The sequence below is a fragment of the Paenibacillus cookii genome, assembly GCF_018333375.1.
GTDB classification, from domain to species: Bacteria; Bacillota; Bacilli; order Paenibacillales; family Paenibacillaceae; genus Paenibacillus_AQ; species Paenibacillus_AQ cookii.
The window spans coordinates 129,635-150,268 of the sequence record NZ_BORW01000003.1; the positions used below are offsets into that span (position 1 = coordinate 129,635).

Below are 20,634 nucleotides of genomic sequence, written 5' to 3' on the forward strand. Positions count from 1 at the left end.
TAACCATTATATGATAAAAGGGCCGCCGCACCAAAAAATTAATTTGCGCGTACGGCGGAGGACGCGAAAAAACCGGCTCTATGCCGAGCCGGCCTGTCATTTTTTATTCATCATCCGATAGGTAAGCCGATCCGACAGGCGCGGGAACAGCTGGTACAAACGCATGGCCGCGGCTGCTTTGAGCGGCAGGTTCAGCTCTTCCTTTCGGGTATCCATCAGGCGCACCATTTTGCGGGCCACGTGCTCCGGCTTCATCATCAGCCATTTGACGTTGCTTACGTAGCCTCCCGAAGGATCCGCGATATCGAAAAAAGGCGTGTCGATGGGGCCCGGGTTGACGGTAGACACCGTAATTCCCGTGCCGCGCAGCTCCTGGCGCAGGGCGTTGCTGAAGCCGAGCACCGCATGTTTCGTCGCCGTATAGGCGGTCGACTTCGCCGTGCCGATTTTTCCGGCCATGGAAGCGACGTTGACGATTTGCCCGCTCCGGCGTTCAAGCATATGGGGAAGCACCGCCTTGGCGCAGCGCACCGTTCCCATATAATTGACGTCCATCATCCGCTCGAATTCCGCGGAAGGCATATCCGTCGCAGGCTCGAATTTGCCGTACCCCGCGTTGTTCAGCAAAATATCGATTCGCCCGTACTCCCGTATCACTTCTTCGACTGCCCGCTTCACTTCGTCTTCCCGGGTCACGTCAAGCGTCTTGACCCCGTGTTTCCCGGCAATGCCGGCGGAAGCTTCGGCCAGCTTGCGCCCGGAGCGCGCCGCGAGGACCGGTACCGCTCCCTTTTCGCTGAGCATTTGCGCCGTCAACAGGCCGATTCCGCTGGAAGCCCCGGTAATGAAAACGACTTTATCCTTTAACATGTTCCCGACCTCCTCCTAAGCGATGCATCCTAACGGGCCATGCCCGCGATGCGCTTTTTGCTTCTCCTCTAAAGATAGCAGAAACTGCCGCCGGGAGAAAATCCACCGGAACGAACCGGCCGGGACCTGTTTAGGACTGCCTTTTTCTAGGAAATCATGACCTGAATGTCCAGCTCCCCGATTCCGTCCATGACAAGAGGGATGCTGAGCGCTTTTTGCGGAAAAATCGACGTAACATGCTCGCTTTTGACCACCTTCGGCGGCGTAATGTCGACGCTGACGCCTTGATTGGACAAAATGGTGCTCGCGTTGCCGCTGATCATGTTGCCAAGCTCGGAAATGGCGCTTTGCCCCATCTCGTCCATTTCCGTCAGCACGTAGCCTCCCATCATGACGGAAACCATGCGTAACGCCACGCGCTCATGGATGCCGAACATGATGTTTCCGTTCAACTGTCCGGTCATGCCGATTTGAATCCATATATGGTCCTGAATAAACTCGACCGTCTTGACCCCCAGGTTTCCCGTCGAAGGGGATACCTGTATCACCTGCTCAATGACAAGCCGCGCGGATTCCAGAAAAGGATTAATAACCTCCGCTTTCATTAATGTTTAACACCCCTTCCAGATAGATGACAGCACTACGCTCCAAAAGTCCCATTCCCGTTTGAACCAATTATACGTGAAACCCCTTCACAAATCACGAAAAATTCATATCCGGTTTAATAACTAGGGTATAATTACCCTTATGATTAATCCCTTTTTCCTATTTAAGAATTGTAAGAGGCCGAATCCTGATATGTATATCGGTCCTTTAGGCATAATTTTGAAGACCTTGGCGAATTTTGTAGATGCATTTTTTCCTTCCCCGGCAGGCCCTGCTTTCCGGGCAAAGCCCGAAGCCATAAGCCGAGCGGCATTGCCGTCACTTTCCGAATCCCATATAATTAAAGGATATACATTGGGTCGAGGCTCAGTTAAGGTGAGGATTTGCAAAATCCTGAGGGTACAAATAAGAGTCTAAGGAGGAACTGCATGAACATCAGTCAACTGGAGACACTGATTACCATCTCGAAGACGATGAGTTTCCGCAAAGCCGGAGAACTGCTCAATTTGACCCAGCCTGCGGTATCCGCCCAAATCAAAAGCTTGGAGGACGAGTTCAAAACCGTTCTGGTCGACCGGAATCAGCCGGTAACCCTTACCGACCGGGGGCAAGTGTTCCTTGAACATGCCGAGCGGATTTTGGCCGTCGTGGAGGAGTTGAAACAGCGGCTGTCCGATCTGGATCAGATCCCGCAGGGACATATCGTGCTGGGCACGACGACCTCCATCGCGATCCAAATCCTGCCCCGGGTGCTTTCCTATTTTCAGAACCAGTTCCCGCTGATCAAAACGTCGATCCAGTCCATGGCCTCCTCCCAAATTTATACGAGCGTGGAAAACGGCCAGATCGATGTCGGCATCGGATACTTGATTGAACGCAATCCCAATTTGATTACATCCGTGCTTTATTACGACACTTTCGAGCTGATCGTGTCCCCGAGGCATCCCCTTGCCCGCAAAACGACGGTATCGATGGACGTTCTTCGGGATACGCCGCTGATCCTGCTGTCCCAGGATACGGTCGGCAGAAAGTTCAGCGACGACATATTCAAAAAACACGGCATCGTCCCCAACGTGGTCATGGAGCTGTCCAGCAGCGAGGAAATCAAACGGATGGTCGAAATCGACCTTGGCGCGGCCATCATGTCCAAACAATCGGTCGCAAGCGAACTCCGCCACGGCACCCTCAAAATCATCCCGCTCCGGGAGCTCGAGGTCAGCCATCCCGTCGGCGTGATCTACAAATCCGGAAAATATTTGAACTCCGCCATGCAGCAGTTTTTAAGCGATCTCAAGGGCATGCCGGAAACCCAGTTCATCAGCTCCGAATAAATTCGGGCATCTATTATAGCGAAGGGAGACTGCAGGATGAAATTCGATCTTCATACCCACCATTTCCGCTGCGGCCATGCGGACGGCACGATCCGCGATTACGTCGAAGCCGCCATTTCCGCCGGGCTGCAGGCCATCGGCATTTCCGATCACACCCCTTATTTCGGGGAAAAAGCGGAGCAGGCTTTTCCGGGAATCGCCATGGGGAAATCCGAAATCGCCAACTACGTCGAAGAAGTGCTGGAGCTGAAAAAAGAATACGCGGGCAAAATCGACGTGCTGCTCGGCATCGAATCCGACTATTTTCCCGAGCATTTCGAAACCTACCGCAAAGTGCTGTCCAATTACCCGTTCGACTACATCATCGGGTCGGTGCACAACGTGGGGGGCGTCAGCATTTTCAATAAAAACCGGTGGAAAAAGCTAAGCGATCAGCAGCAAATCGAAGTCAAGGAAGACTATTACCGGCTGATCCAGGATTCGGCGCGAAGCGGCCTCTTTCAATTTTTGGGCCATATCGACGCCATGAAAGGAAATTATCCCGCTTTTTCCGATATTCCCGCCGAACGGATGTTGGACGAAACGCTGCAGGTCATCGCGGAAAACGGGGTAGCGATCGAAATCAACACTTCCGGCAAAACGAAGCTGAGCGGGGGGTGGTACCCTTCCGACGCGATTCTGGAGCGCGCCTTGCATTTCGGCGTCGACGTGACGTTCGGCTCGGACGCGCACAAACCTTCCCGGGTGGGCGACGAGCTGAACCAAGTGGCCGCGCGGCTGAAGGAAATCGGCTTCAAAGAATGGGTGTATTTCAAAAACAAGCAAAAGATCAGCGTGCCGCTGTAATCTGCTGCTTTCTAACGCAAAAAAAATGGACCCGTCACGAGCGGGTCCTCAAAACATCATTTATATTTTCAAAAAGGGGGTCATGCAATAAGTGTACCCCGTCTCTGTTAGAGACGCATAACAGCAATATTTCATTTATGTTACAAAACCATTCCCCCGTTGCAAGCTTCCGTTACAGGCTTCTTTCGACCCCTTTTTTAACGATCCGCTTCTGATTCCCTGCTTGACCGGAACGGTTCACGATCACGATGCCGGCAACGACCAGGCCAAGCGACAGCCCGATCCAGGCCGACACGCGTTCATCCAGCAGCACTGCCGACAGCAGGACGCCGAAAACCGGAATCAGGAACAGGTATAAGGATACTTTGCCGACCGCGTTATATTTCATGACCGTGTTCCACAGCGCAAATCCTGCGGCGGAAAGCACGGACAGGTAGATCAGGAGCAGCCACCCTTTGGCGTCAAAAGAAAACGGCGCGATGCCGCTTCGGACGGCCCCTATTGCGAGAAGCCCCAGGCCGCCGGCGAGCATCTGCTTTCCCGTCAGCGCCATGACGGATTCGCTCACGCTTTCCTTGCGGAAAAGCACGTTGCCGAATCCGCCGAAAGCGGCCGATGCCAAGAGCAGGACGGCGCCGATGCCGAAATGGAACTGCACGCCCTGCTGCGCAAACCCCATGACCAGAATGCCGAGAAATCCGAGCAGCAGCCCCATCCATTTCGCCGGGTTCAACCCTTCCGACTTGTCCAGAAGCCGTGCCGACAAAATTTGAAACAGCGAGGTGGAGCCCACCAAAATAGAGCCTTCGATGCCGGAACTGTAGCTGAGTCCCGCGTACAACACGAGGTACTGCAAAAAGGTCTGGATGAAACCGAGCCGTGCGAGGCGGGGCATGGAAAGCGGCTTGCGCCCCGGACTTCGGGTCTGTCCCGTCAGCATGGCCAGAAGGATCAAAATCAACCCCGCCAGCGCAAACCGGTAGCCTGCAAACACCCATTCCCCGAACACGTCCTTGGAATCGATATGAAAATGCCCATAGCTGATCTTGATGACCGGCAGCGCGCTGCCCCACAACAGGGTTGCCCCCGCGGAGCTGATCAAAATGCCTGCCGGATGTTTAAACCATGTTTCTGCCTTCACTTTGCTGTGCTGAATCTCCCTTCAAATCCTTACCGTCGCTTGTCATGCCCTTGTCCTGAAGGGCCTGGTATTGCAGGTTCGTAAGGCTGTAAATTTTCATCTCGAGCGGTGCCGCAAAAAACATCCTTTTATGGGAGAACGTACGCTCCAGCACCATCCCGTTTTTTTGCATGACGCGTTCCGAAGCGGTGTTGACCGCATGGCACCGCCCTTCTACCCGATGCAGCAGCAGCCCGGCAAAAACATACTGCAGCAGCACGCCTACCGCTTCGGTCGCCAATCCCTGCTGCCAAAACTTCCGGTCGAGCATGTAGCCGATCATGGCGTCCTTTTGCTCCTGCCTCCAGTTTTGCAGCGACACGACCCCGACGGGAACGTTCGTCCCCGGAATCCAAATGCCGTAATGCATCGAATCCGGACGGCTGTCGTTCAATAGCTCCGCGGCCACGCGGCGCGACCGCCCGAAGCTGAACAGCGATCCTTGCGTGACGTATTTCATGACCTGCGGATCGGAGAGGATGCCAAGCAAAGCGGGGGCATCCTTTTTCTCGACCTGCCGGAGCGCCAGGCGCTCCCCCGTCAATTCGGGCGAAAACCGAAACTTTTCCGCGAACATCCGCTTCCTCTCCTTTGCATCGCTACATGATTCAGGCGTTTCCCGACCTCAGCGTCATCATGGTCAGCTCCGGCGTGCACAGGAATCGTATCGGCAAATGGGTTTCGCCGATGCCGCGGTTGACGTAAAGCGGCATTGCCCGCTCCCCGACCGCGTAGGCTCCCATCACGTAACGTCTTGCTCCCGGCGGCGTGAGCATCGCTCCGATGAGCGGAACCCGGACCTGTCCTCCATGGCTGTGTCCGGATATTTGCATGTCGAACGGGTACGCGGCCGCCGTGTCCGCGTAATCCGGCTCATGCATCATCAGCAGCGTAAACAGGCCGTCGGGAACGCCGCCAAGCCCCTTTGCGGGGTCCGGGAAACCCTTTAACCCGTCATCCAGGCCCACGATGGCGATCGCCTCTCCTCGCCGCTCCACAAGGGCGCTTCCGTTTCTCAAGACTTGAAAGCCTGCGACCTTCAGCATGTCGGCGACCAAATCCGGGCGGGTCATGTAATCATGGTTGCCGAGGATCGCAAACTTGCCGAGCGTCCCGTTCATGGAAGCCAGCAGCGGAAGATACTCGCGCAAAGCGTCCGCCTCCGAATCTACCGCATCCCCGGTAAAAAGGACCAGATCGGGCGTTTCTCTTCCGATCGCTTCGGCCAGCCTGGCAATCACGCTTTTCCTGGAGTAGAAACCCAGATGGAGGTCGCTGAAATGCGCAATCCGAATCCCGTCAAATGCGGCCGGAAGCCTGGGGCAGCGGAAGGACGGGCGGACGATGTCCAGCTGCACGGGCTCCCAAAACGAGGCGTATCCCCCGGCCAGCATGCCGGCGCCCAACATAGCCGCCCCCGAGCGCTTCAAAAATGCCCTGCGCGTCATCCTGCCGGACTTTGGACTGTTTTTCATCGTCTGGCCGCTCCCTGTATAATAATGATAAGAAAAGCGTCTTTTTACGTTGATGATTCGAACCCTGAGACCGTTTCCAGAAAGAACGGCATTTGCCAAAAAACTTATCCGTTCTCCATCAATCCAAATAGATCAAAGGAAAGGGATGATTCCCTATGTCTAACGATACCATGTCAAGCCTCATTCAGAAACAAAAACATTTTTACAAAAGCGGCATAACGCGCCCCTTGGCTTATCGTTTGGAGCAGCTCAAAAAGCTGCGGGACGCGCTGACCGCAAACGAGAAAAGGATCATCGAAGCCCTGAACAACGATTTGAACAAAAGCGAGTTCGAAGCCTTTTCCACGGAGATCGGCATCGTGTACGAAGAATTGGCCTTTACGCTCAAACATCTGCGCCGCTGGATGGCGCCCAAAAGGGTCCGAACCGCATTGACGCATATCGGAAGCCGAGGCCGGATCATCCCCGAACCTTACGGTACCGCGCTGATTATAGCCCCGTGGAATTACCCGTTCCAGCTCGCCGTATCCCCGCTTATCGGGGCATTGGCGGCCGGAAACACCGCGCTGCTGAAGCCTTCGGAGCTCACCCCAGCCACGTCGGCGCTGTTGGCCGACATGCTCGGCGGCATCTACGGCGAGGAATACGTGGCCGTGGTGCAAGGCGGGCCGGATGTGAGCCAGGAGCTGCTGGCCCAGCCCGTGGACTACATCTTTTTTACCGGCAGCGTCAACGTCGGCAAAATCGTCATGCAGGCAGCCGCCGAAGGGCTTATTCCGCTGACGCTCGAGCTCGGCGGCAAAAGCCCCTGCATCGTCCACGAAGATGCCGAGCTTAAGCTTGCGGCCCGTCGCATCGCTTTCGGCAAATTCACGAACGCCGGCCAGACCTGCATCGCCCCGGACTATGTGCTGGCGCACCGCAGCATCAAAAACAAGCTGATCCCGCACCTGCGGGAAGCCATCCGGGAGCTTTACGGACCCGATCCGTTATTTAACCCGTCGTATGGCCGCATCGTTTCCGAAAAACATTTCAAAAGGCTTGTATCCTTCCTGGGGAACGGCAGCATCGCCGCAGGCGGCCGGACGGATCCGGACCGGCTCCGCATCGAGCCGACGCTTCTGGATCAAGCGACATGGGATATGCCCGTCATGCAGGAGGAAATCTTCGGCCCGATTTTGCCGATACTGGAATACGACGACATCCAGGAAACCGTGGACATGATTAACGCCCGTCCCAAGCCGCTTGCTTTGTATCTGTTCACCCGGGATGCCGGGACCGAGAAGGCGGTTGTCGGCAGCGTCTCCTACGGCGGCGGCTGCGTCAACGACACGCTGATGCATATCGCCACCCCCTACCTGCCGTTCGGCGGCGTCGGCGAAAGCGGCATGGGGGCCTATCACGGGAAAGGGAGCTTCGACACCTTCACGCATTACAAAAGCGTCCTGAAGCAGACGACCCGTTTTGATATCGCATTCCGTTACCCGTCCTCCAAAAACGGGCTCAAACTGTTGCGCAAGCTGATGAAGCCGTAAAGCCTGGCCCCTCGCTACAGCTCCTCCGGCAGCTTGTCGTCGGGTCCCGGGCTAAAAATCCGCCGGAATTCGGTCAGCATCGACAAAGCGTACGCCACGGTAATGAAGCTGAAGCATATTTCCATGATGACCGCCAGCCGGGACGTGCTGTCCACGGGCGATATGTCGCCATATCCGACGGTCGCAAAGGTCGCCACGCTGAAATAGAGGAAAGAAACCAGCTGGCTGACAAGATCGCTGCCGATGTTTTCCCCGTCAAACGCGTTTTGTCCGAACAGCTTGTAAATCGACGTATAAATGATCGTAAAAAAGCACACGCACATGAGTGCGGCCGCGCTGATCCGAATCAGCAGCGTCTTCATGTAAAACTTCCTTTTTTTCAGCGCGGACTCGGCAATGCCGTTAAAAATGTACAATATGTAAAAAATGACGGAGGCAAGGCAAAACAGCAGGATTAGCGCCCGCATGCCCCCCGCGTCCCGGCACGATCCTCATCAGGTCGATCAGGCCGAACAAATCCTCCAGCGACACCAGCACGTAAATGATGACGGGCGCCAGCAGCACCGCCTTGCTCGTCCATTTTTTCTCCAGCCGGTAAAAAACGGCCATCAACGCCAATAAGCCCGCGATATTCAAAAGCCACATCCACCACGTCATGATCGAACACGCTCCCGCCCGTTACGGAGTCCCGGTTGCCTTTTTGTCCTTGCGGCCCCGGTACCGTAAGCCTTGGATTTATAAAAATTTCTTTAATTTGCATTACCCCCGGGCGGGCATCTCGTCACATGTTTCATCCGTGGCGGCTGATCCTTGGGCGATTCCGCAGCAAAAAGCCCCTCCGCCCTGCAGTTCACTGCAGCGATGGGAGGGGCCTTACGGCTTGGGCTGAACGTTATACGCTAAGCCATTTTTTGAACAAATGCTTGGTCGTCTGTTTGTTGATTTCCGCGATGGACGTCGTGAGCGGAATGCCTTTCGGACAGGAACGCACGCAGTTCTGCGAGTTGCCGCAGCCTTCGATGCCGCCGTCGTCCATCAGGGCGTCCAGCCGTTCGTCCGCGTTCATTTCGCCCGTCGGATGGGCGTTGAACAAGCGAACCTGGGAAATGGCCGCCGGCCCGATGAAGTCGGATTTGTCGTTGACGTTCGGGCAGGCTTCGAGGCAAACGCCGCAGGTCATGCACTTGGACAGCTCGTATGCCCATTGGCGTTTTTTCTCGGCCATGCGCGGTCCGGGACCCAGATCGTACGTGCCGTCGATCGGAATCCACGCTTTGACGCGTTTCAAAGCGTTGAACATCCGGCTGCGGTCGATGACCAGGTCGCGAACGACCGGGAAGGTCCGCATCGGCTGCACGCGGATCGGCTGCTCCAGCTTATCGACCAGCGCCGCGCACGCCTGGCGCGGCTTGCCGTTGATCACCATGGAGCAGGCGCCGCAAACCTCTTCGAGGCAGTTGGATTCCCAGCATACCGGGGCGACTTTTTCGCCTTTGGCATTCTGAGGATTGCGCTGAATTTCCATCAGCGCGCTGATTACGTTCATCCCCGGGCGATAAGGAAGCTCGAATTCCTCGGCGTACGGCGCCGATTCCGGGCTGTCCTGACGGGTAATGATAAACTTCACTTTTTTGGTAGAAGCAGTTTGTTCCGCCATGTCAAATCCCCCTTCTTACTTGTCTTTGGAATAGTCGCGAATCCGCGGCGGGATGAGCGACACGTCGACCGCCTCATAGGAAATTTCCGGACCGTCCGGCGTCCAGGCCGCCTTGGTCGTTTTCAGGAACTCCTCGTCGTTGCGGTCCGGGAATTCCGGCTTGTAGTGCGCGCCGCGGCTTTCGTTGCGCAGCAGCGCTCCCAGCGTCATCGCTTCGGCCAGCTCAAGCATGTTCCACAGCTGGCGGGTAAAGGATGCCCCCGGATTGTTCCAGCGCGATTTATCGTTGATGTTGATGTTTTTGTAGCGTTCTTTCAATTCCTTGATTTTGCCGATCGTTTTTTCCAGCTTGTCGTTGTAGCGAACCACCGTCATGTTGGCGGTCATCCATTCGCCCAGTTCTTTATGCAGCACATAGGCGTTTTCGTTTCCGTCCATCTTGAGGATGTTTTCGTATTTGTCTTCCTGCTTCTTTTTGTACTGGTCGAAGACGGTCGAGGATACGTCCGCCGCGGACTTTTTCAAGCCTTTGATATATTCGACCGCTTTTGGTCCTGCCACCATGCCGCCGAAAATCGCGGATACGAGCGAATTCGCTCCGAGGCGGTTGGCGCCGTGGTATTGGTATTCGCATTCCCCGGCCGCAAACAGGCCCGGAATGTTGGTCATTTGGTTGTAGTCGACCCACATGCCGCCCATGGAATAGTGAACGGCAGGGAAAATTTTCATCGGGATTTTGCGAGGATCGTCGCCGACGAATTTTTCATAGATTTCAATGATGCCGCCGAGCTTGACGTCCAATTCCTTCGGATCTTTATGCGACAGATCGAGATAGACGGTGTTTTCGCCGTTGACCCCGAGGCCTTGGTTGACGCACACGTCGAAAATTTCCCGGGTCGCGATATCCCGCGGAACGAGGTTGCCGTACGCCGGATATTTTTCCTCCAGGAAGTACCAAGGTTTGCCGTCCTTGTAAGTCCAGATCCGGCCGCCTTCGCCGCGCGCGGATTCGGACATCAGGCGCAGCTTGTCATCCCCCGGAATGGCCGTCGGGTGAATTTGGATGAATTCGCCGTTGGCGTAATATACGCCCTGCTGGTAAACGGCGCTTGCCGCCGTCCCCGTGTTGATGACCGAGTTGGTCGTTTTGCCGAAAATGATGCCGGGACCGCCGCTGGCGAGGATCACCGCATCGGCTGCGAACGTATGGATTTCCATCGAGCGCAGGTCCTGCGCGACGATGCCGCGGCAAACGCCTTCGTCATCGATGACGGCCTGAAGGAATTCCCAGTTTTCATGCTTCGTGACCAGTCCGGCCGTCTCGTGGCGGCGAACCTGCTCATCCAGCGCGTACAGCAGCTGCTGGCCCGTCGTTGCGCCGGCATAGGCCGTACGGTGGTGTTTCGTTCCGCCGAAACGGCGAAAATCGAGCAAACCTTCAGGCGTCCGGTTGAACATGACGCCCATCCGGTCCATGAGGTGAATGATGCCCGGAGCCGCTTCGCACATCGCTTTTACCGGAGGCTGGTTGGCAAGGAAGTCCCCGCCGTAGACGGTGTCGTCAAAATGGATCCATGGCGAGTCGCCTTCGCCTTTCGTGTTGACGGCTCCGTTGATGCCGCCCTGCGCGCATACGGAGTGCGATCTTTTAACAGGGACAAGCGAAAACAGGTGAACATGGACGCCCGCTTCCGCCGCTTTGATGGTAGCCATCAAGCCGGCCAGACCGCCGCCCACGATAATGATGTTGTTTGATGCCATTTTTGCTCACTCTCCTTAACTAAGAACTGACTTTACGGTATCAAGCCAAGCGGTTGCTTCCTGGAATTCCGCGCCGCGGAACGCGATCATGGACAACACGAGCATCACGCTTACAAGGACGAACAACGTCATGCAGATGTAAGACGATACGCGCTGCGCGCGAGGCCCGACCGTGATGCCCCAGCTGACGAAGAAAGACCAGAGGCCGTTGGCGAAGTGGAACGAAGCCGATACGACGCCGATCAGGTACAGGATGAACAGTCCCGGTTGGACGAAGATGTCGTGCATCGTGCTTCCCAGCTGTTCATGGGTAATGTTGCCGAGGGCCAACTGGATGCGCGTTTCGTATACGTGCCAGATGATGTACACGAACGTGATGACACCTGTTATCCGCTGGAACAGGTAACGCCAGTTGCGCGAATACTGAAAGCGCCCGTTATTCGGCTTGGCTTGGTAGGCGATATACAAACCGAACACGCCGTGGTAAATCAGCGGCAGGTAGATCAGCCCCCACTCGAGCAACCAGAGAAGCGGAAGATCATTGATCAGCTTGACGCCGGCGTTAAAACGCGCGAGCCCTCCTTCGAATGCGCCGAAGTTCGTCAGCGCATGCTCGATGAAAAACAAGCCGAGCGGAATGACTCCAAGAAGCGAATGCAGCTTTCTGGAATAATAACCATTCATAGATTGACGTGCCCCTTTCTCACATTATAACGTTTTCAATTTTTCATTTTCCGACATTTCACGGAAGTTCGCACACGAAAGTGTGAACAACTTGTGGCACTTTTCATGTTACTCTTTTTTTTCTTATAATGGAATTGCAATATAATTATTAATCATTATAATTTAGATGCATATGTAATAAACGTTGACCCCGATTCCATGGTAAGGAAGGTGAATCTGATGTTCGAGGATTTGGACGTCTTTGCGACGATTGTCGAACAGTCCAGCCTGAACAAAGCATCCCGGATATTGAATTTGTCGCAGCCGGCCCTGTCCCGCAAAATTTCAAAGCTGGAGGACGAGCTGGGCGTCAGCCTGTTCAATCGGCGCGGCAAAAGGCTGGAGCTTACCGCTTTCGGGCAAACCGCCTACAACTTCGCATTGGAGCAGCGGCAGCAAAAGCTCAAATTCATGCAAATGATCTCCAAATACAAAGGCGACGACCAAATTTCCGTTACGCTCGGCGCCAGCCTCACCACCCTGCAGACGACCCTGCCGCCGCTCGTGACCGCGTTCATGGAAAAACACCCGACGGCCGAGCTGAAGCTGATCACGGGAAAAACGCATGAAATCGTCTCCGCCGTGCGCGACAAAAAGCTTGACGCGGGCATCGTCGCCTCTTCCATCGAGGAACCCGGGCTGCGCTGCACCGCATTGTTCGACGACCATCTGGAGCTGGTGCTTCCGAAAAGCCATCCGCTGCTCGAAAAGGATGACGTAAGCATGGACATGCTTCACGGTCTTCCTATGATCATATTCTCAACCGGAACCTGGTACCGTAAACTGACCAACGATCTTTTTCATCGCGCCGGCGTCGTGCCGGACATCCGGATGGAGATGGACTCGTTCGAAGCGATCGTCCGGCTGCTTCCGGCCTGCAAGGCCGCCGCGCTGCTGCCGAAATCGTATTTGCGGAGCCAGCTGCTCGAGGATAACGATCTCGCCACGATCCATGTCCCGGATTTGAAGGAAACGCGGCGCACGACCTCGCTCATTTATCCGGACAACGGCGGGCTCAGCGCCGGCGCCAAACGCTGGGTAGAAGAAACGAAATCGATCTTCGGCCAACTTGCCCGGCAGCATCATTCATGAAAAACAAACCTCTGTTGCACGCCAAAAAGCTGCTCTCCGCCGTCGTATCGTTACGGCCGGAAGCAGCTTTTTTGAGCGGCGAACCTCTCGTTCTATGCTTTTGCCCCGGCGGATGCGGGTTGGCCGTCAGGTGTGATTTCCAGCCCCAATTTGCGGGCGACAAGGCCGGTCGTGCTTGCCTGAAGCAAAATCGTGAGCATGATCGCCATGAACGTCATCGCCGAAATCGCCCCGGCATGCGCCACGCCCATGCCCGCGATCATGCCGGACAAAGCCGCGGGAATGACCCCCGTCTCGCGTACCCACATCATGAACAGAAGCTCGCGCCAAGTCCATTTGACCTTCCGGTCAGGCAGCGCGCAGAGCAGGACGGCAAGCGGACGGGCCACGAACATGAGCACCAGGACCGCCGCAAAGCTTGGCCAAAAATAGTCGCCGAGCGCCTGAAAATCCACCTGGCTGCCGAGCAAAATGAAAATCAGCATCCGCATCATGATGCTCGTATTGTCGGCAAAGGACCCGGTTTCCTCCAGTTTGTCGTCCATCGACAATCCCATCGTGTCCGCATTCCCCCAGACCAGCCCGGCGACAAACGTCGCCATAAATCCGCTGACGTGCAGCATGTCCCCTATTAAATAGGAAGAAAGTGCAACGACGATCATCGCGATCGTCGTATAATCCTTTAACACGCCGAGGCGGAAATGGGCGACCAAATAGGTGAGAATGATCGAAACGACCGCTCCGACGGCAATCCCGCCGACAGCCGTTTTGACGAAATCCCAAGCCATGTCCCCCGCTTGCAGCGCCTTTCCTCCCGTAACCGCCGCGAGCAGCGAAAACGTCAGTATGGAACCGGTCGCGTCGTTAAACGCCGATTCGCTTTCGACCGTTTCCCTGACCCGCTCCTTGATTTTCACCTGTTTAAAGACGGGAATGATCGAAGCCGGATCGGTCGAGGCAATGACGGCGGCCGCGAGAAACGAAACGATCCAATCGAGCCCAAACAAAAAATGCACCGCGGCGCCCACGATGCCTGTCGTAATAATGACGCCGGGGACGCTCAGCAGCGACAGGGTGATCCAAACCTTCCGCAGCCCGCCAAAGCTCAGGTTCCGGCCGCCATCGAACAGGATCAAAGCCGAGCCGGCGGTCAAAATAAACTGATTGATCAGCGAGCTGCTTTCCGCATGGATCAGGTGCAGACCTCTCCCCAGCACCATGCCGGCGATGATAAACACGGCTACGTCCGGCAAACGAAGCCAGGATGCCAGCCTTCCGGCCAACATCCCGACGGTAATGATAAAGAGCAGCAGGATTAAAATATGATGAATGATTTCGGTCGTCTGGGTTTCCACGTTAACTTACTCCCATCTAGTCTGCATTGACGGCTTCGCTTTCGAACCGGTCGATGTTGTCGTTCGCGCCGATGATCACCATAATGTCGCCGGCGCGGAGCTGATCCATTGCCGTCGGAGCGACGATCACTTTTCCCTGGCGGTGGATCGCCACGATGCTGCAGCCGAATTTGGCGCGGGTGTTGATTTCGTTTAACGTTTTGCAGTCCAGTTTTTCAGGCACCTTCATTTCGACGATGCTGTATTCCTTGGACAGCTCGATGTAGTCGAGCAGGTTCGGCGTCACGAGCTGGTGGGCAACCCGGATCCCCATGTCCTTTTCCGGAAAAATGACCCGGTCGACGCCCAGCTTCTCCAGCGCGCGCCCGTGAAGCACCGAAATCGCCTTGGCCACGACCGTGCGCACGCCCAAATCCTTCAGCAAAATCGCGGCCAGGATGCTCATCTGGATATCGTCGCCGATCGCGACGATGCCGCAGTCGAAATTGCGGATCCCGAGCGATTTGAGGACTTCCTCGTCCGTGGCGTCGGCCACGACGGCATGCGTCAAATATTCGCTCATGTCGCTGACGACTTCCTCGTTTTTATCGACCCCGAGCACCTCGTATCCCAAATCGACGAGCTCGAGTGCAAGGCTGGAGCCGAAACGTCCCAGACCGATGACGACAAACTGCTGTGTTTTCATTCTCTCCTGATACTCCTTATTTAATCAATTTCTGTTTTCTTTGAAACTAGCCGATAATGATTTTGCCTTCCGGATGCCGGTACAGCTCTTTGCCTTTTTTCGGGCCGAGTGCGTAAGCCAAAGTCAGCGGCCCAAGCCGTCCCGCAAACATCGTGAGACAGATCAATATTTTCCCGACCAGCGTCAAATGCTGCGTAAGTCCAAGCGAAAGCCCGACCGTCCCGAAAGCCGAAGTCGTTTCATACAAAATGGTCAAAAAGTTGCTGTCCTCCGTCGTCGAAAGCACCATCGACACCCCGACCACCAGAAACAACGCGAGGAAGGTGATCGTCAGCGCCTTAAAGATGCGGTCCTGCGCCAGGCGGTAGCGGTAAAGCACGATATCGTCGCGTCCGCGGATCATGGCGATGACCGCGCCGACCAGAATGGTGAAGGTGGTCGTTTTGATCCCGCCTCCGGTGGATCCCGGCGATGCGCCGATAAACATCAGGATGACCATGAAAAATTGGGACGCTTGCCGCATGCTTGCGAGATCCAGCGTGTTGGCCCCCGCGGTCCGCGGCGAAACCGATTGGAAAAACGACGCAAGAATTTTGCCGCCCCAATTCAAGGAACCGAGCGTTTTCGGGTTCGTGAATTCGAAAACGAAGATGACGATCGCCCCGACCAGAATCAGCGCCCCGGTCATGGACAGCACGATTTTCGTATGCAGCGAAAGCTTCCGTTTGTGCCGGTAATCCACCAGGTCCGACATGACGATAAATCCGATCCCGCCCGAAACGATCAAAAACATGACGACGATATTCACGAGCGGATCGTACACATACCCCGTCAGGCTGTTGAAATGGCCGAAAAGGTCGAAGCCCGCGTTGTTGAACATCGATACCCCGTGAAATATCCCGAAGTATACCGCCCGGCCGACCGGCATGTCAAAGGACCAGCGGATGGCGAACAAAACCGCTCCGCAGCCTTCGATCACGAGCGAAAAGATAAGCACCTTCCGGATCAGCCGCACGATGCCCTCCATCGTGTTCTGGTTCATCGCTTCCTGAAGGATCAGGCGGTCGCGCAGCGAAATCTTCCGCTTCAGCACGAGGGAAAACAAGGTGGCCATCGTCATGAAGCCGAGCCCCCCGACCTGAATCAGCAGCATAATAACGACTTGTCCGAAGGTGCTGAAAAACGTTCCCGTATCCTTAACAACCAAACCGGTAACGCAAGTCGCCGAAGTCGCCGTAAACAAAGCATCGATGAACCGGAGCGGCTTGCCCGTCGTGTTCGAAATCGGCAAGGTGAGAAGTATGGCTCCGATCAATATAATGCCGGCGAACCCCAATACAAGAATTTGCGGGGGAGCCAATCGAAACCACCTGATTTTTGCTGTCAACATAGTCACCTCTTTAAAAAAGTCAAAAGAAAAAAAGCATCGGAAATCCAATGCCTTTCGGTTTGGTTCCTGCTGCATAACGCCTACGAGGTTAGCTGACGGATTCGGGCATGCACAGGTTGCCCTATTCGCTATGGATAAAGCGAAATTCACCCCAAAATAATGGTTCCCCCGTTTTCATATCGAAATTCGGCGTACGGATTATTCATTTGCTTCAAAGATTATAATCCTATTCGTTTTACATCACAAAGCCATTATTCGAATGAATACGTGGGAATACGGCCCGATTGCATCGCAAATCTCATAAAAGTCTGCCTTTCTCTCGCGTTTACAATCACTTTCCACGATTTTCATCATTTTTTCACGGCCAATGGGGGAGAAAACTGGCTTTCGAGGGACATCGTATGCTATGTTTACGTTTATACTAGGTATATATCTTTAGAATCCAAACAAAGGGGGCATTTCATGAATTCCGTCGGACAACCGCTGCGGCTCAAAGCCAATTACAAATGGCTGGGCATTTTTGCGGTCATCGGACTCGTTTTATTCGTCTTGTTCCAGATTCTCCCTTCCACCGCCTCGGAAACGCTGGAGCAGCAAAACACGAAGGTCATCAGCAAGGCGGAGGCCCAACGCGCCGCGGAGGCCTTCATGCAAAACACGCTGCATTTGGAGGCGGACCCGAGCAAGGACGCGGTCATCACGTACCAGTCCAACTCTGATTTATACGGCTATTTGTCGCGGGAAAAACTGCTGAACGAATACAACAAAACGTTTGAAAAAAGTTATCCCTACGACGTGTTCCGCGTCCGTTTGGCCGTACGCCAAAACGAAGGTTACGCCAATATCGACGTACATATGAATTCGGGCAAGGTCGTCGCTTTTTCCGTTACGCCCCGTTATTCGAATTATGCCGCGGCCATGGCGGACCCGAATAAATCCAAACGCGAAACCAAGCTGAAAATCGTGGAAGGCGGCCTGTCGCTGGAGAAAAAAGAAGAGCTTGCCGCACCTTGGCTGCAGCAAATGGGTTACGACCCGGGCAAGCTGGAGCTGTCGACCAAGGAGAACGAGGCGGGGCTCGTATACACCGACCCGAACCGGGCGATCGGCCGTTCAAGCCTTCAAGTCAAATTGACGTTCGAGGAAGGGAACGTTCATTCCTTCGAACAGACCTTTAGCGTGCCGGAGGCGCATGCGGCCTACGTCGAAAAGGAAACGTCCAAAGCCAAATGGCTGACCATCTTGGGCTACGGGCTGCTGACGTTCGTCCTGGGCGTGCTGGCCATCGTATACAGCGCGTTGACCCGGGCCCATACGTCGTTCAAGAGGGGCATTTTCCTGAGCGTGTTTTATTTTGCGGTCGCCACGTTCAGCACGTACAACATGCTGCCGGTATTCCAAGGCGAGGGGGTTTCGAATTTCGGCCTCGTCTTCATGCTCGGTTTTCAGACTTTCTTCAACCTGGTGATGGCTGCCCTTTTGTACTTCTCGCTCGTGGGCGGGGACGGATTATGGCGCAAAGCCGGCATCAATGCCTGGGCCAAAGCCAAAGAACCCGGCTACGGGCCTTACGTGCTGCACAGCATGTACACCGGGTACCTATGGGCGTTTATTCTGATGGGCGTCCAATCCGTCATTTACATCGTGCTCGACAAAACGATCCACAGCTGGTCGACGACCGATGCCACGCAATCGCCGTACAACATGCTATATCCTTGGCTTCTGCCGATTATGGCGTGGATGGCGGGCATTTCCGAGGAAGCGGTCTACCGCCTGTTCGGCATTCCGATGCTGAAAAAGCTGCTGCGCAGCACGTTTGCCGCATGCCTGATCACGACGCTGATTTGGGCGCTCGGACACACGCTTTATCCGATTTACCCCGTCATTACGCGTCCGATCGAACTGACGGTCATCGGGCTGCTGTTCAGCTTCATTTTCCTGAAGCACGGCTACATCGCCGCCATGTTCAGCCACGTCGTCTTCGACAGCGTCCTGATGAGCTTCAGCCTGTTCGCGCTGGGCGACGTGCCGGACATCATCGCGGGAATCGTCACGATCGTGATGCCTGCCGTCGTCGCTTATATCGTTTACCTGTACAACCGCAACAAAAAGAAAGAGGAGCCATATGTCATGACTCCTCATCCCGGAGGGCTGCAATAATTTGTTTGGCGAGCTTGTCTCCGATGGAAAGAGGCCGGAAATCTTCGATGCTGGCCTCTTTTATTTTTTTCAGCGATCCGAAATGCTTCAGCAGCAGCTTGCGCCGCTTCTCGCCGATGCCCGGGATCGAATCGAGCTTGGACGCGACCATCGACTTGCCCCGCTGTTCCCGGTGGAACGAAATGGCAAAACGGTGAACCTCGTCCTGAATCCGCTGCAGCAAATAAAACTCCTGGCTGTCGCGCGGCAGGTCGACCGGCTCGGGCGGGTCGCCGACCATAAGCTGCGCCGTTCTATGTTTGGCGTCCTTGACGAGTCCGCATACGGGGATGAACAAACCGAGCTCGTTTTCAAGCACGTCGACCGCTGCCGAAATTTGGCCCTTGCCCCCGTCTACGACGATGAGATCGGGCATTTCCAGGTTTTCCTTCAGCACGCGTTCATACCGGCGGCGGATGACCTCGCGCATCGTTTCGTAATCGTCCGGTCCTTGCACGGTGCGGACCTTATATTTGCGGTATTCCTTTTTATCCGGCTTCCCGTCGATGAAAACGACCATGGCGGACACGGGATTGGCCCCTTGGATATTCGAGTTGTCGAAAGCTTCGATACGGTGAAGATGTTCGATGCCGATATATTGGCCCAAGTTCGCTGCCGCTTTCAGCGTTCTTTCCTCGTCCCGCTCGATCAGCCGGAATTTTTCGTCCAGGGACACCTTCGCGTTTTCCACGGCCATGCCGACCATCTGCCGTTTTTGGCCGCGCTGCGGCACGAGCACTTTGACGCCCAGCCATTCCTGGAGGGAGGCAGCCGCGCTGTGCGCATCCAAAACGTCGCCGCCGTTTTCCGTTTCCCCCGCCGCCTTGTCCGAGCCTTCGGCATCCTTCCCGGAATCGGGCAGCAGTATTTCCTGCGGCAGGGCCGGGTTGTCGCTGTAATATTGGGTCACGAACGACATAAAATCGCTGTACGCCTCGCCGTAAAACGGAAAAGCCGAAGCATGGCGCTGAACCATCTTTCCTTGGCGCATGTACAAAATTTGTACGCACATCCAGCCTTTGTCGACGGCGAAACCAAGCACGTCGCGGTCTTTTGCGTCGGACGTCGTGATTTTTTGTTTCTGCATGATGGCGTCGATGTTCATGATTTGGTCGCGAAGTTCCTTGGCCCGTTCGAAATACAACTCTTCGGCCGCCTCTTCCATCTTCCGCTGCAGCTCTTTTTTGATCTCCTCATGCCCGCCGCTTAAAAACGACTGTATTTCCTGGGTAATCCGTTCGTATTCCGCAGGGTCGACTTCTTTTTCGCAAGGCGCGAGGCATTGGCCCATATGGTAATACAGGCAAACTTCCTTCGGCATGACGCCGCATTTGCGGAGCGGGTACATCCGGTCGAGCAGCTTTTTGGTCTGCTGGGCGGCGTACGCGTTCGGGTAAGGCCCGAAATATTTGGCCTTGTCCTTCAGCACGCGCCGCGTGACTTCCAGGCGGGGATGCGCCTCGTAAGTGATCTTGATGTAAGGAAACGTTTTGTCGTCCTTCAGCAGCACGTTATATTTGGGCTGGTGCATTTTGATCAGGTTGCATTCCAAAATGAGCGCCTCGATATTGCTGCCGGTGACGATATATTCGAAATCGCGGATATCCGCTACAAGCCGCTGGGTTTTTCCGTTATGGCTGCCGGTAAAATAGGATCGGACCCGGTTTTTCAGCACTTTGGCCTTGCCGACGTAGATAATGGTGCCTGCCGCGTTTTTCATGAGGTAGCATCCGGGCAAATCCGGCAGCAGCGCCAGCTTGTTGCGGATGTTTTCCTGCGCTTTTTCCAGCTCGGCTAACGTTTCGGTCTTTTTTTCGTCCATATATTCCGCTCTCCCCCTCTCCATAACATGTAACAAGAATCGGAAATATAACTTTTATTATATGGGGAATTCTCCAAAATCCAAAGCGCATTTTTATGGGAGAATGT

The 20,634-nt window shown here is 55.1% G+C and carries 19 protein-coding genes and 1 riboswitch; of the genes, 5 read left to right on the plus strand and 14 right to left on the minus strand.

All coding sequences use genetic code 11. From position 1 onward, the window contains the following. Positions 1-96: 96 nt before the first annotated feature. Both KI367_RS05240 and KI367_RS05245 read right to left on the minus strand, forming a co-directional pair. Positions 97-870, minus strand: coding sequence for an SDR family NAD(P)-dependent oxidoreductase (locus KI367_RS05240; protein ID WP_036710845.1), 774 nt, complete (start codon positions 868-870; stop codon positions 97-99). Positions 871-1,016: 146 nt separating this feature from the next. After that, positions 1,017-1,475, minus strand: a complete 459-nt coding sequence (locus tag KI367_RS05245) for a chemotaxis protein CheX (protein WP_036710848.1) — start codon at positions 1,473-1,475, stop codon at positions 1,017-1,019. 429 nt (positions 1,476-1,904) lie between these two features. Here KI367_RS05245 and KI367_RS05250 point away from each other — a divergent pair, with 429 nt between their 5' ends. Together KI367_RS05250 and KI367_RS05255 are read left to right on the plus strand one after the other, a co-directional pair. Beyond that, positions 1,905-2,807, plus strand: coding sequence for a LysR family transcriptional regulator (locus KI367_RS05250; protein ID WP_036710850.1), 903 nt, complete (start codon positions 1,905-1,907; stop codon positions 2,805-2,807). Between the two features lie 36 nt (positions 2,808-2,843). Next, positions 2,844-3,653, plus strand: coding sequence for a histidinol-phosphatase (locus tag KI367_RS05255; RefSeq protein ID WP_212948157.1), 810 nt, complete (start codon positions 2,844-2,846; stop codon positions 3,651-3,653). 172 nt (positions 3,654-3,825) lie between these two features. On the opposite strand, the gene KI367_RS05260 is transcribed toward KI367_RS05255, so the two are convergent. From KI367_RS05260 to KI367_RS05270, 3 genes are read right to left on the minus strand one after another with little or no spacing between them, the layout of a single operon-like run. Continuing rightward, on the minus strand, positions 3,826-4,794 hold the full coding sequence (locus KI367_RS05260) for a DMT family transporter (protein ID WP_212948159.1): 969 nt from the start codon (positions 4,792-4,794) through the stop codon (positions 3,826-3,828). Further along, positions 4,772-5,410 carry a GNAT family N-acetyltransferase gene (locus KI367_RS05265; RefSeq protein WP_212948161.1) on the minus strand — a complete coding sequence of 213 codons (639 nt, stop codon included), beginning with the start codon at positions 5,408-5,410 and terminating at the stop codon, positions 4,772-4,774. The genes KI367_RS05260 and KI367_RS05265 overlap by 23 nt, the downstream gene beginning before the upstream one ends. 31 nt (positions 5,411-5,441) lie before the next feature. After that, the gene (locus tag KI367_RS05270) at positions 5,442-6,308 is read right to left on the minus strand and encodes a metallophosphoesterase (RefSeq protein WP_212948163.1); all 867 of its coding nucleotides are present in this window, start codon (positions 6,306-6,308) and stop codon (positions 5,442-5,444) included. Positions 6,309-6,463: 155 nt separating this feature from the next. Here KI367_RS05270 and KI367_RS05275 point away from each other — a divergent pair, with 155 nt between their 5' ends. Then, positions 6,464-7,843, plus strand: a complete 1,380-nt coding sequence (locus tag KI367_RS05275) for an aldehyde dehydrogenase (RefSeq protein ID WP_212948165.1) — start codon at positions 6,464-6,466, stop codon at positions 7,841-7,843. Positions 7,844-7,857: 14 nt separating this feature from the next. On the opposite strand, the gene KI367_RS05280 is transcribed toward KI367_RS05275, so the two are convergent. From KI367_RS05280 to KI367_RS05295, 5 genes are all read right to left on the minus strand, one after another. Continuing rightward, the gene (locus KI367_RS05280; RefSeq protein WP_246536653.1) at positions 7,858-8,310 is read right to left on the minus strand and encodes an ion channel; all 453 of its coding nucleotides are present in this window, start codon (positions 8,308-8,310) and stop codon (positions 7,858-7,860) included. Beyond that, entirely contained in the window at positions 8,246-8,500 is a 255-nt protein-coding gene (locus tag KI367_RS27095; RefSeq protein ID WP_246536656.1) for a hypothetical protein, read from the minus strand. The genes KI367_RS05280 and KI367_RS27095 overlap by 65 nt, the downstream gene beginning before the upstream one ends. Before the next feature lie 235 nt (positions 8,501-8,735). Continuing rightward, positions 8,736-9,500, minus strand: coding sequence for a succinate dehydrogenase iron-sulfur subunit (gene sdhB / locus KI367_RS05285; protein ID WP_212948168.1), 765 nt, complete (start codon positions 9,498-9,500; stop codon positions 8,736-8,738). Between the two features lie 15 nt (positions 9,501-9,515). Then, on the minus strand, positions 9,516-11,261 hold the full coding sequence (gene sdhA, locus KI367_RS05290; RefSeq protein WP_212948170.1) for a succinate dehydrogenase flavoprotein subunit: 1,746 nt from the start codon (positions 11,259-11,261) through the stop codon (positions 9,516-9,518). Positions 11,262-11,276: 15 nt separating this feature from the next. Beyond that, positions 11,277-11,945, minus strand: a complete 669-nt coding sequence (locus KI367_RS05295) for a succinate dehydrogenase cytochrome b558 subunit (RefSeq protein WP_036710857.1) — start codon at positions 11,943-11,945, stop codon at positions 11,277-11,279. 219 nt (positions 11,946-12,164) lie between these two features. Here KI367_RS05295 and KI367_RS05300 point away from each other — a divergent pair, with 219 nt between their 5' ends. Then, on the plus strand, positions 12,165-13,076 hold the full coding sequence (locus KI367_RS05300) for a LysR family transcriptional regulator (RefSeq protein WP_212948171.1): 912 nt from the start codon (positions 12,165-12,167) through the stop codon (positions 13,074-13,076). A gap of 92 nt (positions 13,077-13,168) precedes the next feature. On the opposite strand, the gene KI367_RS05305 is transcribed toward KI367_RS05300, so the two are convergent. The 3 genes from KI367_RS05305 to KI367_RS05315 are packed head-to-tail and all read right to left on the minus strand — an operon-like array spanning position 13,169 to position 16,503. Beyond that, a complete protein-coding gene (locus tag KI367_RS05305; RefSeq protein ID WP_212948178.1) occupies positions 13,169-14,431 on the minus strand; it encodes a cation:proton antiporter in 1,263 nt (420 codons plus the stop codon). Between the two features lie 16 nt (positions 14,432-14,447). Further along, positions 14,448-15,116 (minus strand): potassium channel family protein, encoded by a 669-nt coding sequence (locus KI367_RS05310; RefSeq protein ID WP_036710861.1) that lies wholly within the window; start codon positions 15,114-15,116, stop codon positions 14,448-14,450. 46 nt (positions 15,117-15,162) lie between these two features. Further along, positions 15,163-16,503 carry a TrkH family potassium uptake protein gene (locus tag KI367_RS05315; protein WP_444544266.1) on the minus strand — a complete coding sequence of 447 codons (1,341 nt, stop codon included), beginning with the start codon at positions 16,501-16,503 and terminating at the stop codon, positions 15,163-15,165. Between the two features lie 65 nt (positions 16,504-16,568). Beyond that, positions 16,569-16,708, minus strand: a riboswitch (cyclic di-AMP (ydaO/yuaA leader). Between the two features lie 260 nt (positions 16,709-16,968). Here KI367_RS05315 and KI367_RS05320 point away from each other — a divergent pair. Next, the gene (locus KI367_RS05320) at positions 16,969-18,666 is read left to right on the plus strand and encodes a CPBP family intramembrane glutamic endopeptidase (RefSeq protein ID WP_212948180.1); all 1,698 of its coding nucleotides are present in this window, start codon (positions 16,969-16,971) and stop codon (positions 18,664-18,666) included. On the opposite strand, the gene uvrC is transcribed toward KI367_RS05320, so the two are convergent. Then, positions 18,635-20,527, minus strand: a complete 1,893-nt coding sequence (uvrC, locus tag KI367_RS05325; protein ID WP_212948181.1) for an excinuclease ABC subunit UvrC — start codon at positions 20,525-20,527, stop codon at positions 18,635-18,637. The two genes, KI367_RS05320 and uvrC, sit on opposite strands and share 32 nt — an antisense overlap. Between the last annotated feature and the right edge of the window lie 107 nt (positions 20,528-20,634).

Excerpts from the sequence above, each read along its gene's own strand:
- KI367_RS05240 (WP_036710845.1), bottom strand. The coding sequence starts at position 870 with ATGTTAAAGGATAAAGTCGTTTTCATTACCGGGGCTTCCAGCGGAATC.
- KI367_RS05245 (WP_036710848.1), bottom strand. The coding sequence starts at position 1,475 with ATGAAAGCGGAGGTTATTAATCCTTTTCTGGAATCCGCGCGGCTTGTC.
- KI367_RS05250 (WP_036710850.1), top strand. The coding sequence starts at position 1,905 with ATGAACATCAGTCAACTGGAGACACTGATTACCATCTCGAAGACGATG.
- KI367_RS05255 (WP_212948157.1), top strand. The coding sequence starts at position 2,844 with ATGAAATTCGATCTTCATACCCACCATTTCCGCTGCGGCCATGCGGAC.
- KI367_RS05265 (WP_212948161.1), bottom strand. The coding sequence starts at position 5,410 with ATGTTCGCGGAAAAGTTTCGGTTTTCGCCCGAATTGACGGGGGAGCGC.
- KI367_RS05270 (WP_212948163.1), bottom strand. The coding sequence starts at position 6,308 with ATGAAAAACAGTCCAAAGTCCGGCAGGATGACGCGCAGGGCATTTTTG.
- KI367_RS05275 (WP_212948165.1), top strand. The coding sequence starts at position 6,464 with ATGTCTAACGATACCATGTCAAGCCTCATTCAGAAACAAAAACATTTT.
- KI367_RS05280 (WP_246536653.1), bottom strand. The coding sequence starts at position 8,310 with ATGCGGGCGCTAATCCTGCTGTTTTGCCTTGCCTCCGTCATTTTTTAC.
- KI367_RS27095 (WP_246536656.1), bottom strand. The coding sequence starts at position 8,500 with ATGACGTGGTGGATGTGGCTTTTGAATATCGCGGGCTTATTGGCGTTG.
- sdhB (WP_212948168.1), bottom strand. The coding sequence starts at position 9,500 with ATGGCGGAACAAACTGCTTCTACCAAAAAAGTGAAGTTTATCATTACC.
- sdhA (WP_212948170.1), bottom strand. The coding sequence starts at position 11,261 with ATGGCATCAAACAACATCATTATCGTGGGCGGCGGTCTGGCCGGCTTG.
- KI367_RS05295 (WP_036710857.1), bottom strand. The coding sequence starts at position 11,945 with ATGAATGGTTATTATTCCAGAAAGCTGCATTCGCTTCTTGGAGTCATT.
- KI367_RS05300 (WP_212948171.1), top strand. The coding sequence starts at position 12,165 with ATGTTCGAGGATTTGGACGTCTTTGCGACGATTGTCGAACAGTCCAGC.
- KI367_RS05310 (WP_036710861.1), bottom strand. The coding sequence starts at position 15,116 with ATGAAAACACAGCAGTTTGTCGTCATCGGTCTGGGACGTTTCGGCTCC.
- KI367_RS05320 (WP_212948180.1), top strand. The coding sequence starts at position 16,969 with ATGAATTCCGTCGGACAACCGCTGCGGCTCAAAGCCAATTACAAATGG.
- uvrC (WP_212948181.1), bottom strand. The coding sequence starts at position 20,527 with ATGGACGAAAAAAAGACCGAAACGTTAGCCGAGCTGGAAAAAGCGCAG.